The organism is Pantoea sp. Cr_R13 (assembly GCF_029222565.1).
Lineage (GTDB): Bacteria > Pseudomonadota > Gammaproteobacteria > Enterobacterales > Enterobacteriaceae > Pantoea > Pantoea eucalypti.
On the sequence record NZ_JARHXL010000003.1, the window covers coordinates 245,339 to 261,454 of the forward strand.

Genomic DNA, 16,116 nt, shown 5'->3' on the forward strand with positions numbered 1-16,116 from the left:
CGTGTTAGTTAGCAGCAATATCACCATGCAGTTTGGCAGCAAGCCACTGTTCGAAAATATCTCCGTTAAATTTGGCGGCGGTAATCGTTACGGTTTAATCGGTGCGAACGGCAGCGGAAAATCCACCTTCATGAAGATTTTGGGTGGCGATCTGGTGCCTTCAGGCGGCAACGTCTCTTACGATCCTAATGAGCGTATCGGTAAGCTGCGTCAGGATCAGTTTGCCTTTGAAGAATTCAGCGTACTGGACACCGTAATCATGGGTCACCATGAATTATGGGAAGTGAAGCAGGAGCGCGACCATATTTATTCTTTGCCCGAGATGAGCGAAGAAGAGGGGTATAAAGTCGGCGATCTTGAAGCGCTCTACGGTGAGATGGACGGCTATAGCGCCGAGTCTCGTGCCGGTGAGTTATTGCTCGGCGTGGGTATTCCGGTTGAGCAACATTACGGCCCGATGAGCGAAATTGCGCCGGGCTTTAAATTGCGTGTGTTGCTGGCGCAGGCGCTGTTTTCAAATCCCGATATTTTGTTACTCGACGAACCGACGAACAACCTGGACATCGATACTATTCGCTGGCTGGAGCAGGTGCTGAACGAGCGTGACAGCACCATGATTATCATTTCGCATGACCGTCATTTCCTTAATATGGTCTGCACTCACATGGCCGATTTGGATTATGGCGAGCTGCGGGTTTATTCCGGTAATTATGACGAATATATGACCGCTGCAACGCAGGCACGTGAACGTCTGTTATCAGATAACGCGAAGAAGAAAGCGCAGATTGCTGACTTACAATCGTTCGTCAGTCGTTTTAGTGCTAACGCCTCTAAATCTCGTCAGGCGACATCACGCGCAAAGCAGATGGATAAAATTAAACTGGATGAAGTGAAAGCTTCCAGTCGTCAGAACCCATTTATCCGCTTTGAGCAGGACAAGAAGTTGTTCCGTAATGCGCTGGAAGTGGAAGGTTTAACGAAAGGCTTTGATAACGGTCCGCTGTTTAAGAATTTAAATCTGCTGCTGGAAGTCGGTGAGAAGCTGGCGGTCATCGGTGCCAACGGTATTGGTAAGTCGACGCTGTTGAAATCGCTGGTGGGTCAGCTTACGCCAGATAATGGCACGGTTAAATGGTCAGAGAACGCACGTATTGGTTATTACGCTCAGGATCACGCCGATGATTTTGCCAATGACCTGACAGTATTTGACTGGATGAGTCAGTGGAAACAGCCTGGCGATGATGAGCAGACCATTCGCGGTATTCTGGGTCGTCTGCTGTTTTCGCAGGATGATATTAAGAAGCCGGCGAAAGTGCTTTCGGGTGGTGAGAAGGGGCGTATGCTGTTCGGTAAGCTGATGATGGAAAAACCGAACATTCTGATTATGGATGAGCCGACCAACCACCTGGATATGGAGTCGATTGAATCACTCAATATGGCGCTGGAGATGTATGAAGGCACGCTGGTGTTTGTTTCACACGACCGCGAATTTGTCAGCTCGCTGGCAACCCGCGTGATTGAGCTGAAAGCAGACAAGGTGGTGGACTTCACCGGTAATTACGAAGATTACCTGCGCAGTCAGGGTATCGTCTGATAAAAACGGGGTGGCGCAGGCCACCCCGTTTTTTTGGTGCTGATGAGAGAGCTGTATGCTTATTGATTGTCAGAGGGTGTGGGTTGGGCTGAATGCCACGCTCATAGGTTATCTGACAGCAGCGCAAATGCTCAAGGCGGAGGGAACACGGGCAGAGGAGGAAAGCGTCCCACGCCATGGACGGCGTGGGCCGAGCGTCCAGGGATGGTTTAAGCGACTTTCCGATCTGACCGTGTTTCCTGAGCAGGTAAAACGTCACAACAGCGCAGACTCCAGGGAGCATACGCGTTTCGCAAAGACACAAAAGACCCCATCCCTGTCATGCTCAGCGCGGGCGATTACGCACCTCATCCCTGAGGTGCGCCCGTCACCGGGCCAACGCGTTGCGTTGTTCAAAAAATGCACCCGGCGTTTTTGTCCCTTGCCCGCGATGCTTTGCTACAGGCGTATGCTCCTTTCGCTTCACGTCTGGCAAACGCATCAGGTACTTACATGGGCGCTTCAGACGACTGACAGGTTCAAAGCCAGGTGCATCTGACAGCAGCGCATAAACTCAAGGCGGAGGGAACACGGGCAGAGGAGGAAAGCGTCCCACGCCATGGACGGCGTGGGCCGAGCATCCATGGATGGTTTAAGCGACTTTCCGATCTGCCCGTGTTCCTGAAGCAGATCTTAATCTGATCGCTAAGCATTCACACTCTTATCAGCTGAGCGGGCTTCAGGAGCATACGCCTTTCGCAAAGACACAAAAGACCCCATCCCTGGCATGCTCAGCGCGGGCGATTACGCACCTCATCCCTGAGGTGCGCCCGAAACCGGGCCAACGCGTTGCGTTGTTCAAAAAACGCTCCCGGCGTTTTTGTCTCTTGCCCGCTAAGCTTTGCTACAGGTGTGTGCTCCCTTCGCTTTAAGTTTTAAGCGGTCTGCGAACGGATATCTGCAGAAGGTTAATCTCAACCGCCACACACTTCACAGTGCGCGTCCTGCGCGACTTTCATGCTGCGGAACTCCGCGCTCATCGCATCGTACATCAGCAACCGGCTGGTGGCGGGTGTGCCAAAGGCGGTCAGTACTTTAATCCCTTCCATCGCCTGCATTGCACCAATGACGCCAACCAGCGGGGCCATGACGCCCGCTTCCACGCAACTCAGGGTCTGTTCGCCAAACAGGCGGCTGATGCAGCGATAGCAGGGCGTGCCGGGCTGCCAGTTAAATACGCTGATCTGACCTTCCATCCGAATTGCGGCGCCTGAGACCAGTGGCACCCGCTGCTGCCGACAGAGCCGGTTAAGCTGCTCACGCACCGCAACATTGTCGGTGCAATCCAGCACCACCTGCTGCCGGCCAATCAACGCCAGCAGCGCTGCGTCGTCCAGCTGTCCATTGACCGGATGCAGCTGGCAGTGCGGATTGATAGCGGCCAGGCTTTGCGCGGCGGAGTCCACTTTGGCGCGGCCAGTATCCACGTCATGGTGCAGAATCTGCCGTTGCAGATTAGAGTGCGACACGGTATCGAAGTCGAGCAGTGTCAGGTTGCCGACGCCCGCAGACGCCAGATAGGGCGCGGCGGCGCAGCCGAGTCCGCCCATCCCGACGACCAGCGCATGACTCGCTTTAAGCCGCTCCTGACCGTCGAAATCAAAGCCGCGCAGGACAATCTGCCGGTTGTAGCGCAGTATCTCCTCATCGCTTAATTCAGGCAGCATTTATGCCTCCAGCAGGGTGTTGAACGGTTCAACCTCAACCCATTCGCCCGGCTCAACGTTTCCGCGTTCACGTTCCAGCACGATGAAACAGTTCGCCTGGGCAAAAGAGCTGAAGACGTGTGAACCCTGCATTCCGGTCGTCTCCACCTCCAGATCACCCTGTGCGTTCTGGCGCAGGATGCCGCGCTGGAAGTCGAGGCGGCCCGGCGACTTTTTCAGTCGCGAGGCACTGCGCACTTTCTGACGGGGCGGCAAGGCGGATTTTTGCTGGCCGGTAAGGGTGGCAAGCAGCGGCTGTACCAGCTGATAGAAGGTGACGGCGGCGGAGACCGGATTGCCGGGCAGACCGCAGAACCAGCTGCTGTTAAGACGACCAAAGGCAAATGGCTTGCCAGGCTTAATCGCCAGTTTCCAGAAACTAATCGCGCCCAGCTCTTCCAGCATATTTTTAGTGAAGTCCGCTTCGCCGACCGAGACGCCGCCGGTGCTGATCACCACATCCGCCTGCCGATCGGCTTCCTCAAATGCGGCGCGAAGGGCAGCAGGATCATCTTTGATGATGCCAAGGTCGATGACTTCACAGTTGAGCTTATGCAGCATCAGCGAGACCGCAAAACGGTTAGTGTCGTAAATCTGGCCCTCTGCCAGCGGCTCACCGACCGGCTGAAGCTCATCACCGGTGGAGAAGATAGCGACCCGCAGTTTACGTAGCACGCTCACCTGCACGATACCCAGTGAAGCCAGCAGCGGCAGCTCGGCGGCACCCAGACGTGTTCCCGCTTCCAGCACCACATGACCCGGCTGAATATCGTCGCCGGTCAGGCGGATGTTTTGTCCTGGACGCACGGACGCGGTAATCACAATCGCATCGCCCTGAGATTCGGTCTGTTCCTGCATCACCACCGCTTCACAGCCTGCGGGCACTGGGGCACCTGTCATGATACGAATCACGCTGCCTTGCGGCCACTCACCGCTGAACGGCGCGCCCGCAAAGGCTTTGCCCGCTACGGGTAACGGCTGGCCGCTGCTGACATCGGCCAGCCTGACGGCGTAGCCATCCATCGCAGAGTTATCAAAGGGCGGCACGGCGATCGGGGAGGTGACGGCTTTTGCCGTGATGCGGCCGACCGCGTCGGCCAGCGACACGCTCAGTGAGTCGGTAACGGGCGTCAGCTGTGACAGCATTTTTTGTTGCGCCTCCTCAAGGGAGATCAAACCTGCAGTAAAACTTTCCATAAACAGTCCAGCCTGGTTAACTCAGATGCTGCCTATTATGAGTCGGATTAGCCGTTGAGTCACATCGGTGTCGGTCAGACGCGCTGGTTGTTATGACAAAAATGAATCAGGGTGGTAAGAAAAGGTTATAACCACAGGAACAGTTTCCGCTTTACAACACTTAGCAGGCTTTCTATAGTCAAAAATCACCCAAAATGGGTGAAAACCATTTTAAATCAGTGTTTTTCGTCCTGATGCAACCACAGGGTAAAGCGTTATGGTCAATGCAGTGATCGCCATTCACGGCGGCGCGGGTGCGATTTCGCGCGCAGCAATGAGCGCTGAAAAAGAACAACGCTATCGTCAGGCGCTACACGATATTGTTACTCAGGGTCAGCAGATACTGGCTCAGGGTGGCAGCGCACTGGATGCGGTGACCGAGGCCGTGCGACTGCTGGAGGAGTGTCCGCTGTTCAACGCTGGTAAAGGCGCGGTGTTCACCCATCAGGGCACTCATGAACTTGATGCCTGCATCATGGATGGGCGTACGCTGGATGTGGGCGCGGTCGCGGGCGTGACGCGGGTGCGTAATCCGGTGCTGGCGGCACGTGCCGTGCTGGAAAAAAGCGAGCATGTGCTGTTTATCGGCGAGGGTGCAGAGCAGTTTGCCGTAGCGAACGGGCTGGAAATGGTTGCACAAGATTACTTCTCAACGCCGGAACGCTGGGAGCAGTTGCAGCGCGCGCTCAACAGCGATACCACGGTACTGGACCACGATGGTGCTGCGCACAGCGACGACCCGCTCGATCCAGACCGTAAGTTCGGCACGGTAGGTGCCGTCGCGCTGGATCTGGCTGGCAACCTGGCTGCAGCCACCTCAACGGGCGGTATGACCAATAAACAGGCCGGGCGGGTCGGCGACTCACCGCTACCGGGTGCGGGCTGCTACGCCAGCAACGACAGCGTGGCCGTCTCCTGTACCGGCACCGGTGAAGTCTTTATGCGTACGGTGGCGGCCTACGATGTGGCTGCGCAGATGCGCTACGCCGGACGTTCGCTGCAGCAGGCTACGGTTAACGTCATTCATGACAGCGTGCTGGAACTGGGCGGCAGCGGCGGGCTGATTGCGGTGGATCGTGCAGGCAACGTGGCGCTGCCGTTTAATAGCGAAGGCATGTATCGGGGTGTTGGGCGGGTCGGCGAAGCGGCGGACGTCGCGATATATCGCGAAAGTTAAGGAGCAGTGATGAGCGACAGGCAAACGTTACCGCCGCTGGCCCCTGAACAGGTACTCGCGGTGCGCGATCTCAATGTGCGTTTTCAGCACGAAGACACCGTCACGCATGCAGTGCGTCATTTGTCACTCGATCTGTTTCGGGGCGAAACGCTGGCGCTGGTGGGGGAGTCAGGTTCGGGGAAATCGGTCACCTCGCTGGCGCTGATGAGACTGATTGAGCAGGCGGGCGGAATCGTTAGCGGAGAAGTGCAATTGCGCCGTCGCAACGGCGACGTGCTGGATCTGATGCACGCCTCAAAAGGTCAGATGCGCCGGGTGCGCGGCGCGGATATGGCGATGATCTTTCAGGAGCCGATGACCTCACTGAATCCGGTCTTCTCAGTAGGCGAGCAGATTGCCGAATCCATTCGTCTGCACCAGGGCCTGAGCCACGCCGGGGCGCTGGCAGAGGCGCGCCGGATGCTGGATCTGGTGCGCATTCCCGATGCGCAGAATGTCTTATCCCGCTTTCCGCATCAGTTGTCGGGTGGGATGCGCCAGCGCGTGATGATTGCGATGGCGCTCTGCTGCAAGCCGGCGTTACTGATTGCCGATGAACCGACCACCGCGCTTGACGTCACCATTCAGGCGCAGATTCTGCAGCTCATCCGCGTGCTGCAAAAAGAGATGCAGATGGGGGTGATTTTTATCACTCACGATATGGGCGTGGTCGCCGAAATGGCCGACCGGGTTCAGGTGATGTATCGCGGCGAAGTGGTGGAAAATGCTCCGGTCGCCGAGCTGTTCAGCGCACCACAGCAGCCCTATACCCAGGCGCTGCTGGCGGCGGTGCCAAAGCTCGGCTCGATGCAGGGACAGCCTTTGCCCGCCAAATTCCCCTTGCTGCACAGTGATGCCGTTGATGATGTGCCGCAGGATACGGTACGCCGCCTGCAGCCGCCGATCTTGCAGGTGCGCGACCTGGTCACCCGCTTTGATATTCGCGGTGGTTTGCTGAATCGGGTTAAAAGCCGGGTTCATGCCGTCGAAAAAGTCAGTTTTGATCTCTATGCCGGTGAGACGCTGGCACTGGTGGGGGAGTCTGGCTGTGGTAAATCGACCACCGGCCGCTCGCTGCTGAAGCTGGTGGCCAGTCAGGGCGGCACGCTGACGTTTGACGGCCAGCGAATAGATCATCTCTCCGGTGCCGCGCTGGCCCATCTGCGGCGTGATATTCAGTTTATCTTCCAGGATCCCTACGCCTCGCTGGATCCCCGGCTGACGGTCGGCTTCTCCATTATGGAGCCGCTGCTGGTCCACAAGGCGATGCCGCGTCGCGAGGCGGAGCAGCGCGTTGCCTGGTTGCTGGATAAAGTGGGACTGCTGCCGGAACATGCTCAGCGTTATCCGCATGAGTTTTCTGGCGGGCAGCGTCAGCGCATCTGTATAGCCCGCGCGCTGGCGCTGAACCCCAAAGTGGTGATTGCCGACGAGTCCGTCTCGGCGCTGGATGTGTCGATTCAGGCGCAGATTATTAATCTGATGCTCGACCTTCAGCGCGAGTTTGGCATCGCCTTCCTGTTTATTTCCCACGATATGGCGGTGGTGGAGCGTATCAGCCACCGCGTGGCGGTGATGTATCTCGGTCAGATTGTCGAGATGGGGCCGCGTCAGGCGGTGTTTGAACAGCCTCAGCATCCCTACACCCGAAAACTCATGGCAGCGGTGCCGGTCGCCGATCCGGCTCACCGGCGTCGTGAACGCGCCTTACTGGTCGATGAGATCCCCAGCCCGATCCATGCGTTAGGGGATGAGCCTGAAGTGGCGCCGCTGATGGAGGTGGCTCCTGGCCATTTCGTCGCCCGCCATGTTATCAGCGCGACCTGAACAGTGACAATGTCGCCCCGGCGACCAACCCGACAGGGATTACAGGAGAACAAGATGCAGATGACGATGCGTAAAGGGTTACTGGCAGCTGGCGTGTTAAGCAGCGCAATGACATTGCCCGCCTGGGCAGCACAGGATGCGGTGATTGCCGTCGCGTCTAACTTCACCACACTCGATCCCTATGACGCCAACGACACGCTATCGCAGGCGGTCGCGAAATCCTTCTATCAGGGTCTGTTTGGCTTCGATAAGGATATGAAACTGACTAACGTGCTGGCAGAGAGCTATCAGGCCAGCGCCAACGGCCTGACGTATACCATCAAGCTGCGTCCTGGCGTGAAGTTCCAGGATGGCACGGATTTCAATGCGGAAGCGGTCAAGGTCAACCTCGATCGTGCCAGCAACCCGGATAACCATCTCAAGCGCTACAATCTGTTTAAACGCATCGCCAGTACGGAAGTCGTGGATCCGACCACGGTAAAAGTGACGCTGAAAGAGCCGTTCTCTGCCTTTATCAACAACCTGGCCCATCCGGCGGCGGCGATGATTTCGCCTGCCGCACTGAAAAAATATGGCAAAGAGATCGGTTTCCATCCGGTAGGAACCGGCCCGTTTGTGTTTGAAACCTGGAACCAGACCGATTTTGTGAAAGTGAAGAAGTGGGACGGTTACTGGAAGCCGGGCTATCCGAAGCTGGACAGCATCACCTGGCGTCCGGTGGTGGACAACAACACCCGTGCGGCGATGCTGCAGACTGGCGAAGCAAACTTTGCCTTCCCGGTGCCTTATGAGCAGGTGAAACTGCTGGAAAAAAACAGCAAGCTGAATGTGGTGACTTCACCTTCCATTATGCAGCGTTACATCAGCCTCAACGTCACTCAGAAGCCGTTCGACAACCCGAAGGTACGTGAGGCGCTGGAATATGCGATCAACCGTCAGGCGCTGGCGAAAGTGGCTTTCTCCGGTTACGCCACGCCCGCTACCGGCATCGTGCCGCCTGCCGTCGACTTTGCGCAGACCTATCCGCCCATCAGCTACGATCCAGCCAAAGCCCGTGCGTTGCTGAAAGAGGCGGGTTATCCGAACGGGTTTGAAACTACGCTCTGGTCGTCACATAACCACAGCACCGCGCAGAAAGTGTTGCAGTTCACTCAGCAGCAACTGGCGCAGGTTGGCGTGAAGGTAAAAGTCACGGCGATGGATGCGGGCCAGCGTGCCGCAGAAGTGGAAGGCAAGGGCCAGAAAGAGAGCGGCGTGCGGATGTTCTACACCGGCTGGTCCGCTTCAACGGGCGAAGCAGATTGGGCGCTGACGCCACTGTTTGCTACCGCAGCCAGGCCACCGGCGATCTTTAACACGGCGTTTTACAGCAATCCTAAGGTGGATAAAGATCTGGCCGATGCGCTGAAAACCACTGACCGTGCAGAGAAAGCGCGCTTGTATAAAGATGCGCAGGACACCATCTGGCAGGACCATCCGTGGATCCCGCTGGTGGTGGAGCAGCTGGTTTCTGCCAACAGCAAAAACCTCAGCGGTTTTTATGTGATGCCCGATACCTCATTCAATTTTGATGAGGCCACTCTGAAGTAACGGAGCCGGCCAGCCTGTATGGCTGGCCGCAGCTGCAGGATGTTGCATGTTTAACTATTTTCTTAAACGACTGTTGGGGCTGATTCCAACGCTGCTGATAGTGGCGGTGCTGGTGTTCCTGTTTGTTCATATGCTGCCGGGCGATCCCGCACGCCTGATTGCCGGGCCGGAAGCTGATGCCTCCGTGGTGGCGCTGGTGCGTCAGGAACTGGGGTTGGATCAGCCGCTGCCGCAACAGTTCTGGCACTTTATACTGAATGCGCTGCAGGGCGATTTCGGCCAGTCGATGGTCTCGAAGCGGCCGGTTGCGGATGAGATCGCCTCGCGCTTTATGCCGACCCTGTGGCTGACGCTGGCCAGCATGATCTGGGCGGTGATTTTTGGCATGACCATCGGCATCGTTTCGGCTGTCTGGCGCAACCGCTGGCCTGACAGGCTAGGGATGACGCTGGCGGTATCGGGCATCTCGTTTCCCGCCTTTGCGCTGGGCATGCTGCTGATGCAGGTCTTCTCGGTGGAGCTGGGCTGGCTGCCAACCGTCGGTGCTGACAGCTGGAAACATTACATTCTGCCCTCAATCACCTTAGGTGCGGCGGTGGCGGCGGTAATGGCACGCTTTACCCGCGCGTCGTTCGTGGAGGTGATGCAGGAAGATTACATGCGCACCGCCAGGGCTAAAGGGGTACGCGAGTCACTGGTGGTGGTGAAACATGGCCTGCGCAACGCGATGATTCCAGTGGTCACCATGATGGGGCTGCAGTTTGGTTTCCTGCTGGGGGGATCGATCGTGGTCGAAGTGGTGTTTAACTGGCCGGGACTGGGCCGTCTGCTGGTCGACTCGGTGGCGATGCGCGACTATCCGGTTATTCAGGCTGAGGTGCTGCTGTTTTCACTGGAGTTTATTCTGATCAATCTGTTTGTCGACATGCTCTATGCGGTGATCAATCCCGCTATTCGCTTTAAGGAGTCGCGATGAAAAACTGGCGACGTGAGGCGGCCCTGAAAACGATGCCGCTGATTGCGGAGAACCGGGTTCGTACGCCATGGCGTGAGTTCTGGCGACGTTTCCGGCAGCAGCCGGTGGCGCTGCTGGCCGGCGCGTTTGTACTGGTGCTGATTGTGCTGGCGGTTATCGCTCCGTGGATTGCGCCGTTCGACGCAGAGAACTACTTCGATTATGACCGGCTCAATGAGGGCCCCTCGCTGTTGCACCTGTTCGGCGTCGATTCGCTGGGTCGTGATATTTTCAGCCGGGTGCTGGTCGGGACGCGTATTTCCCTGATTGCCGGTTTCTTCTCGGTGGTGATCGGCGCATTGATTGGCACGCTGTTTGGGCTGCTTGCCGGGTATTACGAAGGCTGGTGGGACCGCATTACCATGCGCATCTGTGACGTGCTGTTCGCGTTTCCCGGCATCCTGCTGGCGATTGCGGTGGTGGCGATCATGGGCAGCGGCATGAGCAATGTGATTGTGGCGGTAGCTATCTTCAGTATTCCGGCCTTTGCCCGCCTGGTGCGCGGGAATACGCTGGTGCTGAAGCATCAGACCTATATTGAGTCTGCACGCAGTATTGGCGCGTCTGACTGGACCATTCTGATGCGGCATATCCTGCCCGGTACGGTATCGCCGATTGTGGTCTATTTCACCATGCGGGTCGGCACCTCCATCATCACCGCTGCCAGCCTGTCGTTTCTGGGGCTGGGCGCACAACCGCCCACACCGGAGTGGGGCGCGATGCTGAATGAGGCGCGGGCCGACATGGTGATTGCGCCTCATGTAGCGATTTTCCCCAGTCTGGCCATTTTCTTCACGGTTCTGGCATTTAATTTACTGGGAGACGGGCTGCGTGACGCACTTGATCCTAAACTAAAGAGATGAAACCTTTCGATTATGATCAGGACTTCAGCACGATTGATTTCCGCCAGCATCCCGAGCGTTATCAGGTCGGGCGAGGCGAACAGGGTGTGCTGATGGTCGAGCCTTATAAGAGCGAAATTTTGCCGCACTGGCGTTTTCGTACCGTCCCCATTGCTGAAGAGTCGGCTGAGAAAATCATGGCGCTGTTTGAGGATTACCGGCGTCAGGATGATTTTGTCGGCATGGATATGGCGCGCAAATTTATCCAGATGGGGTATACCCGTGCGCGTCGCTACAGCAACCATAAAGGCGGACGCAAATATGACGCAGATGGCAAAGAGCTGCCGCGCGGCGTCAACGAAGAGAAAGCCGCTGCTGCGGCCATTTTCAAAGCGTACTGGGATAAACTTCGGGAAGATGAGGACTATCTGAAACGTAAAAAAGCGCATCAGCAACAGTATGGCTGAGTGCTGATTCCCCCCCCCGGCGGCCTGTCGCGCAGCATTGCGGTGCAGGCGGCCCTCCAGCGTGTGCCACATCCGCTGACGTAAAAGTGAGAGTACGTCCACCTGCTATATCGTGCGTAAAGTAGTGAAAAAACGCGTAAAAGCGGAGCGCGATCTCAGGCAAAAAAAGCAGCCAGATCAAACGTTACCTTTTCCAGTAACTTCCCGTGCTATAAAAAGAAATCAACCAGGATGCCTCTGGCTGGCCGATAAGCGAAACGCTGACAGTGGCGATGGTCCAGGGCTGACTGCAAAACTCGGGTTGATATTCACTTGTTTTAATTAATAATAAACCAGCAAACCCCACTGAGGAGGCTATGCTCCTCAGGTAATGAAATGGATAATGTGAGAGCTAAATAATGAAAGAGATCATCAACGGATTTCTGAATTTCCAGCAGAATGTGTTTCCTGAAAGGAAGGATCTTTTCAAAAGCCTGGCGTCAAATCAAAATCCGAAAGCGCTGTTCATCTCCTGTTCAGACAGCCGTCTGGTGCCTGAACTGGTAACACAGCAGGAGCCAGGAGAGCTGTTCGTTATCCGCAATGCGGGCAACATCGTTCCCTCATTCGGCCCGGAGCCAGGCGGTGTCTCTGCCACTATCGAATATGCGGTTGTCGCGCTGGGTGTCTCCGACATCATCATCTGTGGTCACTCTAACTGTGGTGCCATGAATGCCATCGCCTCCTGCGCCTGCATGGATACCATGCCAGCGGTTGAGCACTGGCTGCGTTACGCCGATGCGGCAAAAGCGGTGGTTGAGCAGCGTCAGTATGACTCGCCTGAGAAGAAGCTGAACGAAATGGTCAAAGAGAACGTTATCGCCCAGCTCAACAACATGAAAACCCATCCGTCGGTCTCGGTTGCCCTGCGTAATGGCAAGCTGCGTCTGCACGGCTGGGTCTACGATATCGAAAGCGGCACCATTATGGCGCTGACCCAGGGTGGCAAGCAGTTCATCACCCTGTCGGATAATCCGGATACCTGTTTCGAGTAATGCCTTTCACCCGCTGCGTCCTGCAGCGGGTTTCCTGTTTAATCTTTTGTAAATCCTCAGGTTCACCCCGCGACGGATGACTACGCTTAAGGTCACGCCATCCCGTCAGGAGATCCCTATGTCCCGTTTTTCGACCGCTCTGCTGCTGAGTAGCGCGCTATTCTGCGCTTCGCCGCTGTTTGCCGCTGACGTGAAAGTTGAGGTATTACAGGATAAGTTACAACATCCATGGTCCGTTGCCTTTCTCCCCGACAACAAAACCCTGCTGATTACTGAACGTAGCGGACAGTTGCGCAGCTGGAGTCCGGAGAGCGGTCTGTCGCAGCCAATCAAAGGGGTACCGACAGTCTGGGCAGCACGGCAGAGTGGTTTACTGGACGTGGTGCTGGCACCCGATTTTGCGACCAGCCGTCGCGTGTGGTTCAGCTACACCGAAGCGAACAGCAGCGGCAAAGCGGGCACGGTAGTGGGCGTCGGGACGCTGAGCCAGGATAACCGGCAGCTCAGCGATTTTCGTGAGGTGATTCGGCAGACGCCGATGCTCTCCAGCGGCAACAATATCGGCACCCGGCTGGCCTTTGATACCCAGGGTTATCTCTGGATTGCCTTCGGCGATAATTTTGTCAGCAGCGCGGCGCAGGACCTCGATAAGCTTCAGGGCAAACTGCTGCGGCTCAACGCTGATGGCAGCGTGCCGGACGATAACCCGTTTGTGAAAAAGCCCGGCGCCCGGCCAGAAATCTGGGCCTATGGTCTGCGTAATCCGCAGGGACTGGCGCTTAATCCCTGGACCGGCATGATATGGGAAAATGAGCATGGCCCGCGAGGCGGCGATGAAGTGAATATCATGGCCCGGGGCAAGAACTTCGGCTGGCCGCTGGCGACGTACGGCATTGACTACAGCGGCGATAACGTGCCGGAGTCAAAGGGCACCCATGTCGCAGGCACCGAACAGCCGCTGTACCACTGGAAGGTTTCTCCGGCCATCAGCGGCATGGCGTTTTATAACAGCGCCCGTTTTCCGCAGTGGAAAAACTCGCTGTTCATTGGCGCTCTGAAAGAGAAAAACCTGATTCGTCTGAGTCTTAATGGCGAGAAAGTGGTGGAAGAGCAGCGTCTGCTGGGTGAGCAGGGTGCGCGGATTCGTGATGTGCGACAGGGGCCGGATGGCTATCTCTATGTGCTGACCGATGAGGCCAATGGCAAGCTGTTGAGAGTGGGATTAGCGCAGGACGCTGGCGCATCCCGCGGCTAAAAGCCTTGTCCATCAGGTGAGTTAATTTTTCAGTCTGCACCTGGCTCTGCTCACAACCCTCGCGTACTTCGTGTGCGTTCCGGTTGTTCAGCGCTGTCCGTGCCCAGGCTGTCTGCAAAAATTACGCCCGATGGACCCGGCGCTGAATCAGCGAGCCCAGTGATAAACCTGCCACCCACGGTTTAACGCTTCCTGGTGTAGCTGCTCATCCGGGTTGATGACATGGGCATGATCGGCCTGCTCCAGGAGCGGCAGGTCGTTCATTGAGTCACTGTAGGCCCAGGTGCGTTCAAAGTGCTCCTGCTGCTGCAGCGCTTTCCAGTCACCCAGTCGGGTCACTTTACCCTCTTTGTAGGTCATGGTGCCGTAGGTGTTGCCGCTGTAACGCTCGTCCACGATTTCAACACCAATCGCCAGCGCGCCGCAGGCTCCGAGTTTCTCAGCAATCGGCACCACCAGATGCTCGCCGCTGGCAGAGATGATCATTACCCGGTCGCCGCGCGCCCGATGCCATTCGATCCGCTCGCGGGCGGCCGGATAGACACGAGGCAGGATGTCGCGCTGAATGAAGCGACGCACCCAGCCTTCAACGGTCAGCGTCGCCATGCCCGCCAGCGGTGAGAGCGTCTTATTCATGTACTCTTCAATCGACAGCGTACCGGCATAGTACTGATTCATTAATGCCTGTTCCTGATCAATCAGTTCGCTGGGAGCAAATCCCTGTGATACCAGCCAGCGCAGCCACAGGCTGGTGCTGTCTTCACAAATGAGTGTTTCATCAAGATCAAAAAGGGCTAAGTCCATGGTCGGTCTCCTCGGCTGACTGGCGTTCAGGTTAGCTGATATTTGTGACGGGCTTAACTCTTCTGCGAAAAATCGGAATTTCACGCAGTTTTGGTGGCGACAGAATCGGAAAAAAGGGGCACGCGCGCGGCGTTTATGCCAGGGTTACTCTACTAAACTCTAAAAAACTTTACGATTCGGCGGTTTTTTTCACTGCCGTCAGGGGGTAGCGTTTGAGTGAGAATTTTCTGCCCCTGGAATTTCGATTTAACAAGGACAATCCGGCCAAGCTCATGACAAACACTCGCTTCTCATCTCGCCTGCGGCACTTTGCTGCCACCTCATTACTGATTCTTGCCCCCATCAGCGTTTTTGCTGAGCAGGCTCCCGCCGCGCCCGGCATTGATGCTAAAGCGTGGATTCTGATCGACTACGCCAGCGGTAAAGTGCTGACTGAATCCAGTGCCGATCAGCGTCTCGATCCTGCCAGTCTGACTAAGATGATGACGAGCTACGTAGTGGGTCAGGCAATTAAAGCAGGCAAAATTAAACCGGATGATCTGGTCACCGTCGGACAGGATGCCTGGGCGACTGGCAATCCTAAGCTGCGCGGCTCTTCGCTGATGTTTCTCAAGCCTGGCGACCGCATTCCGGTGCATGAGCTGAATAAAGGGATTGTGATTCAGTCCGGTAATGATGCCTGTATCGCGCTGGCGGATTATGTGGCAGGCAGTCAGGATTCGTTCATCGGCCTGATGAACAACTACGTGAAGGCGCTGGGACTGCAGAACACCCACTTTATGACGGTGCATGGTCTGGATGCAGAAGGGCAGTACAGCACTGCGCGGGATATGGCGCTGATTGCGCAGGCGCTGATCCGCGATGTGCCTGAAGAGTACGCCCTGAATAAAGAGAAAGAGTTTACCTTTAACAATATTCGCCAGATCAACCGCAACCGTCTGTTGTGGAGCACTAACCTCAAGGTAGATGGCGTTAAAACCGGCCACACCTCTGGTGCCGGTAATAACCTGGTGGCTTCGGCGACCGAGGGCGATATGCGTCTGATCTCTGTAGTGCTCGGCACCGCCAGCGATGCGATTCGTTTTCGTGAAAGTGAAAAGCTGCTGACGTGGGGGTTCCGTTTCTTTGAAACAGTAACGCCGATAAAAGCGGATGCGCCGTTTGCGCAGCAGCGGGTCTGGTTTGGTGACAAGAGTCAGGTGAATCTGGGTGTGGCGAAAGATGCCGCACTGACCATTCCAAAAGGGCAGATGAAGAACCTGAAGGCGAGTTTCAAACTCAATGCGCCGCAGCTTGAAGCGCCGCTGAAGAAGAATCAGGTGGTCGGCACCATCGACTTCCAGCTGGATGGCAAAACGATTGAGCAGCGTCCGCTGGTGGTGCTGCAGGATGTGCCGGAAGGCGGCTTCTTCAGCCGGATGATTGATTTCGTGATGATGAAATTCAACGGCTGGTTCGGGAAGTGGTTTTCATAAGTCTGAGGGACGCTGA

General features: G+C 56.4%; 13 protein-coding genes. 10 read left to right on the forward strand and 3 right to left on the reverse strand.

Annotation, left to right across the window (positions count from 1 at the left end; genetic code table 11):
- The first annotated feature begins 1 nt into the window (after window position 1).
- Complete coding sequence (locus P2R09_RS02270) at window positions 2–1,594, forward strand: ABC-F family ATPase (RefSeq protein ID WP_275766740.1); 1,593 nt, start codon at window positions 2–4, stop codon at window positions 1,592–1,594.
- A gap of 953 nt (window positions 1,595–2,547) precedes the next feature.
- Here the strand turns inward: P2R09_RS02270 and moeB are convergent.
- Both moeB and moeA read right to left on the reverse strand, forming a co-directional pair.
- Complete coding sequence (gene moeB / locus P2R09_RS02275) at window positions 2,548–3,300, reverse strand: molybdopterin-synthase adenylyltransferase MoeB (protein ID WP_275766742.1); 753 nt, start codon at window positions 3,298–3,300, stop codon at window positions 2,548–2,550.
- The gene (moeA, locus tag P2R09_RS02280) at window positions 3,301–4,536 is read right to left on the reverse strand and encodes a molybdopterin molybdotransferase MoeA (RefSeq protein WP_275766745.1); all 1,236 of its coding nucleotides are present in this window, start codon (window positions 4,534–4,536) and stop codon (window positions 3,301–3,303) included. It lies immediately after the preceding gene.
- A 256-nt stretch (window positions 4,537–4,792) separates the two neighbouring features.
- Here moeA and P2R09_RS02285 point away from each other — a divergent pair, with 256 nt between their 5' ends.
- From P2R09_RS02285 to P2R09_RS02320, 8 genes are all read left to right on the forward strand, one after another.
- The gene (locus P2R09_RS02285) at window positions 4,793–5,752 is read left to right on the forward strand and encodes an isoaspartyl peptidase/L-asparaginase (RefSeq protein ID WP_275766747.1); all 960 of its coding nucleotides are present in this window, start codon (window positions 4,793–4,795) and stop codon (window positions 5,750–5,752) included.
- Between the two features lie 9 nt (window positions 5,753–5,761).
- Window positions 5,762–7,618, forward strand: coding sequence for a dipeptide ABC transporter ATP-binding protein (locus tag P2R09_RS02290; protein ID WP_275766749.1), 1,857 nt, complete (start codon window positions 5,762–5,764; stop codon window positions 7,616–7,618).
- Between the two features lie 54 nt (window positions 7,619–7,672).
- Entirely contained in the window at window positions 7,673–9,208 is a 1,536-nt protein-coding gene (gene gsiB / locus P2R09_RS02295; protein WP_275766751.1) for a glutathione ABC transporter substrate-binding protein GsiB, read from the forward strand.
- A gap of 46 nt (window positions 9,209–9,254) precedes the next feature.
- Entirely contained in the window at window positions 9,255–10,184 is a 930-nt protein-coding gene (gsiC, locus tag P2R09_RS02300) for a glutathione ABC transporter permease GsiC (protein WP_140033575.1), read from the forward strand.
- Window positions 10,181–11,086 carry a glutathione ABC transporter permease GsiD gene (gsiD, locus tag P2R09_RS02305; RefSeq protein ID WP_275766754.1) on the forward strand — a complete coding sequence of 302 codons (906 nt, stop codon included), beginning with the start codon at window positions 10,181–10,183 and terminating at the stop codon, window positions 11,084–11,086. Before gsiC ends, gsiD begins: the two co-directional genes overlap by 4 nt.
- Complete coding sequence (locus tag P2R09_RS02310) at window positions 11,083–11,532, forward strand: DUF4385 domain-containing protein (protein ID WP_003852318.1); 450 nt, start codon at window positions 11,083–11,085, stop codon at window positions 11,530–11,532. The genes gsiD and P2R09_RS02310 overlap by 4 nt, the downstream gene beginning before the upstream one ends.
- Window positions 11,533–11,930: 398 nt before the next feature.
- On the forward strand, window positions 11,931–12,566 hold the full coding sequence (locus P2R09_RS02315; RefSeq protein WP_003852320.1) for a carbonic anhydrase: 636 nt from the start codon (window positions 11,931–11,933) through the stop codon (window positions 12,564–12,566).
- Between the two features lie 118 nt (window positions 12,567–12,684).
- The gene (locus P2R09_RS02320; protein WP_275766759.1) at window positions 12,685–13,821 is read left to right on the forward strand and encodes a PQQ-dependent sugar dehydrogenase; all 1,137 of its coding nucleotides are present in this window, start codon (window positions 12,685–12,687) and stop codon (window positions 13,819–13,821) included.
- A gap of 147 nt (window positions 13,822–13,968) precedes the next feature.
- Here P2R09_RS02320 and P2R09_RS02325 read toward each other — a convergent pair whose 3' ends face one another.
- Window positions 13,969–14,625, reverse strand: a complete 657-nt coding sequence (locus tag P2R09_RS02325; RefSeq protein ID WP_275766762.1) for an HAD family hydrolase — start codon at window positions 14,623–14,625, stop codon at window positions 13,969–13,971.
- A gap of 272 nt (window positions 14,626–14,897) precedes the next feature.
- On the opposite strand from P2R09_RS02325, the gene P2R09_RS02330 reads away from it, so the two are divergent.
- Window positions 14,898–16,100, forward strand: a complete 1,203-nt coding sequence (locus tag P2R09_RS02330) for a serine hydrolase (RefSeq protein ID WP_039659304.1) — start codon at window positions 14,898–14,900, stop codon at window positions 16,098–16,100.
- Window positions 16,101–16,116: the final 16 nt, after the last annotated feature.

What these genes read in the sequence shown, in the direction of transcription:
- P2R09_RS02290 (WP_275766749.1), top strand. Translation starts at nt 5,762, where the DNA reads ATGAGCGACAGGCAAACGTTACCGCCGCTGGCCCCTGAACAGGTACTC.
- P2R09_RS02285 (WP_275766747.1), top strand. Translation starts at nt 4,793, where the DNA reads ATGGTCAATGCAGTGATCGCCATTCACGGCGGCGCGGGTGCGATTTCG.
- gsiB (WP_275766751.1), top strand. Translation starts at nt 7,673, where the DNA reads ATGCAGATGACGATGCGTAAAGGGTTACTGGCAGCTGGCGTGTTAAGC.
- P2R09_RS02320 (WP_275766759.1), top strand. Translation starts at nt 12,685, where the DNA reads ATGTCCCGTTTTTCGACCGCTCTGCTGCTGAGTAGCGCGCTATTCTGC.
- P2R09_RS02310 (WP_003852318.1), top strand. Translation starts at nt 11,083, where the DNA reads ATGAAACCTTTCGATTATGATCAGGACTTCAGCACGATTGATTTCCGC.
- gsiC (WP_140033575.1), top strand. Translation starts at nt 9,255, where the DNA reads ATGTTTAACTATTTTCTTAAACGACTGTTGGGGCTGATTCCAACGCTG.
- P2R09_RS02325 (WP_275766762.1), bottom strand. Translation starts at nt 14,625, where the DNA reads ATGGACTTAGCCCTTTTTGATCTTGATGAAACACTCATTTGTGAAGAC.
- moeB (WP_275766742.1), bottom strand. Translation starts at nt 3,300, where the DNA reads ATGCTGCCTGAATTAAGCGATGAGGAGATACTGCGCTACAACCGGCAG.
- moeA (WP_275766745.1), bottom strand. Translation starts at nt 4,536, where the DNA reads ATGGAAAGTTTTACTGCAGGTTTGATCTCCCTTGAGGAGGCGCAACAA.
- P2R09_RS02330 (WP_039659304.1), top strand. Translation starts at nt 14,898, where the DNA reads ATGACAAACACTCGCTTCTCATCTCGCCTGCGGCACTTTGCTGCCACC.
- gsiD (WP_275766754.1), top strand. Translation starts at nt 10,181, where the DNA reads ATGAAAAACTGGCGACGTGAGGCGGCCCTGAAAACGATGCCGCTGATT.
- P2R09_RS02315 (WP_003852320.1), top strand. Translation starts at nt 11,931, where the DNA reads ATGAAAGAGATCATCAACGGATTTCTGAATTTCCAGCAGAATGTGTTT.